Raw genomic sequence first — 7,045 nt, 5'->3', positions numbered from 1 at the left:
GGGTGCCCCTGGGGGGTGGTTGCCTTGAATGGCCCCGGGCACTGCACACCCTGGAGGGGAGGGGGCGCGCGATGATTGAAGCGGTGAAGCTCTGGAACGAGCCGAACAACAAGTCCCACTGGGACCTCGAGCTCGACAAGGACTGGCGCATCTATTCGCGGATGGTGCGGCTGGCGGGGGCGGCGGTCCGCGCGGAGCACCCGACGCTGCCTCGGGTGTTGGGGGGCATGTCGCCCATCGACCCTGGCTTCCTGGAGCACCTGGGGCGGCAGGGGGCGCTGGACGAGGTGGACGTGGTGGCGGTGCATGGCTTCCCGCTGGACTGGAACCACTGGCCCATCGACGAGTGGCCCCGGCGGCTCGCGGAGGTGCGCGCGGTGACCCGGCATCCGGTGTGGGTCACGGAGGTAGGGGTGTCCTCCTTTGGAGCGGAGGAGGTGCAGGAGTTCGGGCTCCGGCGCACCGCGGAGCTGCTCCTGGGCCGGGTGGAGCGCATCCACTGGTACAGCCTCTATGACCTGCCCAAGGCGTGGCCCGCCACGACGCGCCACCGCGAGGCGGAAGGGTCGTCGTACTACCGGCACTTCCACATGGGGCTCTTGCGCGAGGACGGCACCCCGAAGCGAGCCCTGCGCCACTTCGCGGACTACACGCCGGAGCTGGGCATCTGTCAGTGGTTCCACTTCGAGGACCCGCGGCTGGACGAAGCGGTGGCGTGGCTGAAGAAGCTGGGAGTGCGCCACCTGCGTACGGGCTTGAGCTGGGCGGACAGCCTGCGGCCTGGAGCGGAGGCGTGGTTCGACCGGCAGATGCGCGCGTTGGAGGATTTCGCCGTGACGCTCACCTACTGCTTCACGCCGGAGTCCTGCGGCATGGCCGCGCACCACACCAGTCCGCCGAACCACGTGGAGGAGTACGCGGACTTCTGCGCGAGGATGACGAAGCGCTACGCCACATAGGCCGCCAGGGCAGGCCATGCGTGCTCAAGCCTCATGGGCGGAAAGCCGTCGCTCACGATGAGGGTGGTGCCGGAGCTCGGGCAAGGAAGCGCCAGAGGCGAGCAGCCCACCGGCCCAGGATGCCGCGAAGCGATCCACGCTCCGCGCATGCCGCCGCACGCTGGAGGTTCTCTTCAGAGGACAAGGTCTCCCAACCCGTCCGGCGGTCAGCCAATCCTCCCTGCGCCGAGCCCATCCCACTCCCGGCACATTCCCCACGAACCTCGGTGGCGGTTGGAGGAAGGCAGGGAGCGACCCCGAGCACCGCGAAGTCCCCAGCAGTCGACAGGATGCTGCCGGGCCCACACGCCCCGAAGCCGGGGGCGGCTGGATTAACAACGCCAAGGTCACGCATCTCCGCGCCAGGGAGTGCCGCCAGCGCGGAGTCTTGAGGCGTGGCTGGCACGATGTGGCCAAGGCCAGGCTCCTCCACACAGGGCCGTGCCTCCAGGGCTTCATCCGGCGCACCGGCTGACACGGGGCCGTCCGGAATGCCCTCTGAGACGCGGTGGGAGTCGGGGACTGCCGGCAGGAATTGCTCAAGCAAACGCTCATCGCAAACCTTCATCAGTGTCGGCAGTTCCTGCTGGATGGCCCGCGTATCGCGATCATGCAGGGCATCCTTCGCGCAGTTTGCCCACTGCCGCAGCGGCTCACCTCCCAGGTGGGGCAGCAGCTGGGCCGCGCCAACCATGAAGGCCCGCTGCAGGGACTGCACGAGGAGCACGTGCCCGGGCCGGTTCGCCACCCGGGCCGCCAGCCGCAGCAACTCGAATTCCACCTGGGCGCAGGAAGCCCCCGACTCCCACCGCGCCGCGTCCCAGAGTCCGAAGCAGATGCTCCCCAGTTGGTCCAGGTCCCGCTTGGAAGCCCGTGCGCAGCAGTCGGACAGCAGCTCCACCAGCACTTGCCGCCGGAGACTGAAGTAGCCCTCCAGGAGCCACCGGGCCTCTGGAGAGCGCGTGTCATGCAGCGCCAGGCCCAGGTTCTCCAGCGACAGGGACTCATCCAGTGGCACCGCGCGCGTCTTGCGTCCAGGCCGCTGCACCACCACGCCCCGCGCCGCCAGCCGCCGCAGCGCTTCACGGATGGTGCCCCGGCAGACGTCATAGTGACGCGCCAGCTTCGCTTCCGAGCCGAACCGCCCGCTCGGGTGAATCCGTCCCAGCGCGATGTCGCGCTCAATCTGCGCTTCCACGTACGCCACGAGCCCGCCGTGTCCCATCCCCATTCCCCTTCCTCGTTCCAGCATCGCCATCCAACCACAGGGGTCTGACATGGACGCGTGAGGCCTCACCGTCCGAGTCGGCTGACTGGAGAAGGCACCCTCCGGGACCGGACTGAAAAAACCTGTCCGACTGTCAGACACGTTCGCAGGTCCTGGCTTCAGGCGGCAAAACCAGTCGGACAGTCGGACACGTTCGCAGGCTCAGCCCCCATGAAGTGAAAACCTGTCGGACTGTCGGACACGTTCGCGAGCTTGGGCCTCGGTTGGCGAAACCTGTCGGGCAGTCGGACAGGTTTTTGGAGTCCGCGCCCGGCGGGCGGGTCTTTCCATTGGCTCCCCCGTTGTGTCCTCGTAGGCACGTCGTCTTGAACCGGTGCGTTGTCCTGGACCTGTCGGACAGTCGGACAGGTTTTTTGAGGGCGTGCCCGGCGGGGGCCTTTGTTCGTGGCCCCGTGTTGTTGTGCTCGCAAGAACCTGTCTGTGGTCCATTGGCGCGCCGGGCCGTGGTGGACTTGCGCGCATGACGTCGTGGCTTGCTGCTGCGCTTTTGATGCTTGCTCCCTGGTCAATGCTTTTTCGGCTGACGGCGCAGGGCGTCTTTCAGGCGCAGGGCGTAGCGGGCTGCGGCGGCGTGCAGACGGACGGCTTCGTCGGGTGCGATTGCTTCAAGCGCGGTCGCGGCCAGGGTGTGGTGCCCGCATTGGAAGGCGAGATAGCAGGGCTCGTAGAAGCACAGGAGCAGGGGGGACACGGGGTGGCCGCAGGTCCGCTCGACTTGCGTGGCGAGCTCGGGTTCGCTCAGGTCCAGTTCGACGGCGGCTCCCACGATGTCCCAGGCCACGTCCTGGCAGCCCACCAGGTCGAGCCCGGCATGGTGGTCCACGGCGTCTGTCTTGAGCACCTGTCCTCCGGGAAGCTCGAGCCATTCCCAGGCCTGGAGCTTGTGGTCTGTCTCCACCGGTCGCGCCGCTTGTTCGAGCGCATCCAGGTGGACGGCCCAGGCGTCGAGGGCCCTTGCGCTCTCTTCGCCAAGAATCTGACTGGTGTTGTAGCGGGCCATCTCCAGCAGCTGGCTCATGGAGGCCCCGCGCCCGGGCTCTGGCGCGGGGAAGGTTCGTGCCCGGAAACCGAGGTAATGGCCCAAGTGCTCCAGAGGCATGGCGCGAGGCCGGAGGCAGGCTCGCGGCGGCTCGAGCCAGGGCTGGACGAGGAAGCCATGCCTCAGTCCTGTGACGGGCGGTGTGAAGCCGGCTTCCGCGAGTTGTCGTGCCCGGTGGGCCCGGTGCTCCGCTGGGACTCCGAGGCCCGCGAAACGGAGCAGGAACGTGCCTTGATCCGTGGTCAGCAGGTACTTGCGGCGCTCCTGCTGGACGTGGACCGCGGGCCAGTCTCGTGGATCCGGGATGAGGTGCCGGCGCCAGGCGCCCGCGCTGATGTCCTCCAGTGGCGCGATGGCCGGTCCGGTGAGGTCCTCCACCCAGGCCGCGAGTCTCGCGGCACAGGTGTTGAAGTCCGCGGTGTGGCGGTGGACCTGGGCCCAACGTGCTCGTTGATGCCCACTCGCCATGGGACCTGGGGCACCCTCGTGGCTGGGGAAGAAGTGGAGCCGCTCGCGTGGCAGGCTTCGGGCCTCCAGGAAATCCGCCACTGCTCCGAAGGAGCTGCCTGAGAGCCCGGGGCCTTCGTCCACGATGGCGACCGCGTCCGCTCGGGCCACGGCTTCCAGTGCTCGCGTGAGCTGGGGACCGGGACTCAGCCGGCGCTCGAATGGGGGACCCTCGGGACGGACCGTGAGGGGCGGCTTGGACGCATCCAGGCCCGCGGCAACGATGCATGCGAGCCCGGTGCCGATGCTGCGCACGCCCACCACCCGCGTTGAACCCGCGAGCCGTGAGGCCCTCGCGGCCTCCAGGTACAGCTCCGGGTACAGCGCGAAGTGCGCGTAGCCTTCTGGCTCCTTGAGCGTCACTTGCGCGGGCAGGGGGCTTCGTTCCAGCGATTCGAGCAGTGCCAGCGAGGCCTTGCCCGTCGCGGTGACGCCATCCCATGAGTCACCGAGGCGTCTCGCGAGCTCCAGGGGCAGGGAAAGCCAGGTCTCACTTCTGGGGCCTGCCTCGTCGGCCGCGTCGAGCAGTCCCTGGGCGAGCACGCTGGCTTCGATGAACAGCGTCACCAGCTCCGCGTGCCGCTCCAGCCCCGGAGGAAGCGTGTCCAGTCTCCGCAGCCGGGCCCTCAGCGGACCGAGGACCTTCCTGGGGTCCAGCGCTCGCGGATGGTCTCCGTGGACGAGCATGCCCTTCAGCTTCCGCTCGTCGTTTCCATTCCCATGCGCAGATGCCGGTACGCGATGGTGCCCAGGGCCTCGAGCGTGGGCACCGGCCAGGCGACGGACTGTCTATCCCGCACGTCCTGCGTGTACGCGATGAAGGCCTTCAGTTGCTCCGGACTGGGCGACACGCGGGGCCTGCGCGTCTTCGCCAGGTCCAACGCTTCGAGCGGTTCCAGGCCCTGATCCACCAGCACGCACAAGGCCAGCAGCGCGCTCCTCCCGATTCCGTGCTCGCAGTGGATGAGGACCTTCTGCTCTCTCTCCAGCCGCTCGCGCACCCACGCCACCCCGTCGTGGATCATCCTCAGCTGGATGGCGCGCATGTCCACCGTGGGCAGGTGCAGGAACGTGATGCCGTGCTCCCGGAGCACGTGCTCGTCGTCCTGACACTCCACCCGGACATCCACCACATGACGCACGCCCAGCTTCTGGGCCAGATGCGCGGCGGCCTCCATGGGATAGCTTCCGCCCACCGCCAACAGCGGCGTCACCCAGTCGAGATTGAGCTCCCGCTCCTTCACTCGCATTCGCGCTCCCTTCCATCCCGGCGGCTCGGGACCCTGGAGGAACATAGGGGCCCGGGGTGATGGACGGCCGGGCGGGCTCGGAGTTGGCGCGGGCGCTCGCTCCGCTTGAGTGGCCCTGGGAGGGGAGGGGACATGGCGCCTTTCATGAGGGGCTGGCCGGTGGGGGTGTGGGTGGTGCTGCTCGTGGGCTGCGCGGCCCACCGGCCTCCGCCTGCCGTTCCAGCTCCGCTCCAGGAGGTGGAGCGCTTTGCCCGGTTTGAAGTGGGCTTCAGCGTTCCTGGCATCTCGGGCGCTCCGGATGAGGTCCGCGTGCAGGCTCGCTTCGTGGCGCCTTCTGGCCGCGAGATGGACGTGGGCGGCTTTCCCGTGACGGGTGGCGGCTTCCGCGTGCGCTTCACGCCCCAGGAGGTGGGCGAATACCGCTACCGCATCCAGGCCGGCGCGAAGGAGGTTGCGTCGGGCCGGTTCCTGTCCCGGCCGTCCTCACGCCGGGGGTTCGTGCGCCGGAGCCCGGTCTCCGCGCATCACCTGTCGTGGGAGGACGGCACGCCCTTCCTGCCGCTGGGGGAGAACCGCTTCAACGTCTACGACCCCTCTTGGAACCAAGGCCAGCAGTCCTCGGCTGAATACATCGCGGGCATGGCGGCGCGCGGGATGAACACCTTGCGCGTCTTCATCTTCACCGACTGCGAGCGGGAGGAGCCTCAGCCTGGCCCCCAGCCCGGCTGCCTGGAGCCGCGTCCCGGCGTCTTCGACGCGGAGGTGGCCGCCCGCTACGACGCCATCTTCGACGCCGCGGAGCAGCATGGCCTGCAGGTCGTCCTCGCCCTCTTCGCGGTGGGCTTCACGCCTGGGGAGACGTGGAAGAGCTGGGAGGACAATCCCTACAGCACCGCGCGCGGAGGGCCCGCCGCCATGCCGGATGATTTCTTCGACCGGCCGGAGTTGGCGGAGAGGCGGCTGCGCTACGTGCTCGCGCGCTTCGGTGCGTCACCTTCCTTGCTGGCCGTGGACCTGCTCAATGAGCCGGAGTGGGACGGCAACGTTGGCGAGGCGACGTGGATGCCCTGGGCGGTGAAGCTCGCGGAGACGTGGCACGCGGAGGACCCGTACGGGCACCTGGTCACGGTGGGTTCGGTGGGATTGCAGTGGAACGTCGATGGCGACGAGCGCCCCTGGTACGCGAGCCGGCTGGATGACCTCCTGCAATGGCACCTGTACGGCAAGGAGTTCTATGAGGTGCATGCGCTGGCGGCGGAGCTGACGCGCAAGGTGGCGGAGACGTGGGGCTACGACAAGCCCATCCTCCTGGGCGAGTTCGGCTACGGCGGCGAGGACCGCCGGACGTATGACCACACGCACGTGGGCATCTGGGTCACCACCTTCTGTGGCGCGGGTGTGCTCGCGCACAGCGCTCCGCCCTTCACCGAGGACTCCGACGTGCCGATGACTCCGGAGCGAGGCCGGCACTTCCGCGTGCTGGCGGACTACCTTGCCCGGCTGCCTCCGGGGCCGCCGCTGCTGCCGATGGAGTCACCCCCGGCGTCACCGGACGGCACGCGGTCCTGGGCCATGGGCCGCCCGGGCCTCCAGGCGCTGTGGGTGATGGGCGCGGAGCAGGGCTATGGCGAGCCTGTGTCCGGCGCACAGGTGCGCGTGGGGCTTGGGCCCGGGGAGTACCGCATCACCTGGTGGAACGACGTGACGGGCGAGGTGCTGAGCCGCGAGCAGCGGCTGGTGGCCCAGCCGGAGGTGTTGCTCAGCGTGCCCCCGTTCGTGCGGCACGCGGCCGGCGTCGTGGAGGCAGTGCGCTGAGCCTGCTCATGGCGACGAGTCCACAGCAGGGCCTCCCTGTCGCGCCGGGTCCCGTGTGGCACTGGCCGCTCTAGCTTGAGCGATTCATCGGGGGCGGCTCATGGATGGCGCGGCGGTGGCGGGCACGATGCGGGCGGCGGTGGTGGGT

Annotated in this window: 5 protein-coding genes; 2 read left to right on the top strand and 3 right to left on the bottom strand. The window is 69.0% G+C overall.

Annotation, left to right across the window (positions count from 1 at the left end; genetic code table 11):
- Positions 1–2 precede the first annotated feature (2 nt).
- Positions 3–959: a glycoside hydrolase 5 family protein gene (locus D7X96_RS38135; RefSeq protein WP_279637427.1), complete on the top strand. Its 957-nt coding sequence runs from the start codon at positions 3–5 to the stop codon at positions 957–959.
- A gap of 52 nt (positions 960–1,011) precedes the next feature.
- On the opposite strand, the gene D7X96_RS38130 is transcribed toward D7X96_RS38135, so the two are convergent.
- The 3 genes from D7X96_RS38130 to D7X96_RS38120 all read right to left on the bottom strand — a co-directional run bounded on the left by D7X96_RS38130 (position 1,012) and on the right by D7X96_RS38120 (position 5,082).
- Positions 1,012–2,229 carry a FadR/GntR family transcriptional regulator gene (locus D7X96_RS38130; RefSeq protein WP_121771932.1) on the bottom strand — a complete coding sequence of 406 codons (1,218 nt, stop codon included), beginning with the start codon at positions 2,227–2,229 and terminating at the stop codon, positions 1,012–1,014.
- A 562-nt stretch (positions 2,230–2,791) separates the two neighbouring features.
- Entirely contained in the window at positions 2,792–4,519 is a 1,728-nt protein-coding gene (locus D7X96_RS38125; protein WP_121771931.1) for a hypothetical protein, read from the bottom strand.
- A 5-nt stretch (positions 4,520–4,524) separates the two neighbouring features.
- Positions 4,525–5,082 carry a protein-tyrosine phosphatase family protein gene (locus D7X96_RS38120; protein ID WP_120552845.1) on the bottom strand — a complete coding sequence of 186 codons (558 nt, stop codon included), beginning with the start codon at positions 5,080–5,082 and terminating at the stop codon, positions 4,525–4,527.
- A 132-nt stretch (positions 5,083–5,214) separates the two neighbouring features.
- On the opposite strand from D7X96_RS38120, the gene D7X96_RS38115 reads away from it, so the two are divergent.
- Positions 5,215–6,897 (top strand): DUF5060 domain-containing protein, encoded by a 1,683-nt coding sequence (locus D7X96_RS38115; protein WP_121771930.1) that lies wholly within the window; start codon positions 5,215–5,217, stop codon positions 6,895–6,897.
- Positions 6,898–7,045 lie beyond the last annotated feature (148 nt).

The sequence above is a fragment of the Corallococcus interemptor genome (assembly GCF_003668875.1).
In the GTDB taxonomy this organism is placed as follows: Bacteria; Myxococcota; Myxococcia; order Myxococcales; family Myxococcaceae; genus Corallococcus; species Corallococcus interemptor.
This window is presented reverse-complemented; position numbering and strand designations above follow the sequence as displayed.

Bases quoted from the DNA above. Each gene is read 5' to 3' on its own strand.
- D7X96_RS38130 (WP_121771932.1), bottom strand. From the start codon at position 2,229: ATGGGGATGGGACACGGCGGGCTCGTGGCGTACGTGGAAGCGCAGATT.
- D7X96_RS38125 (WP_121771931.1), bottom strand. From the start codon at position 4,519: ATGCTCGTCCACGGAGACCATCCGCGAGCGCTGGACCCCAGGAAGGTC.
- D7X96_RS38120 (WP_120552845.1), bottom strand. From the start codon at position 5,082: ATGCGAGTGAAGGAGCGGGAGCTCAATCTCGACTGGGTGACGCCGCTG.
- D7X96_RS38115 (WP_121771930.1), top strand. From the start codon at position 5,215: ATGGCGCCTTTCATGAGGGGCTGGCCGGTGGGGGTGTGGGTGGTGCTG.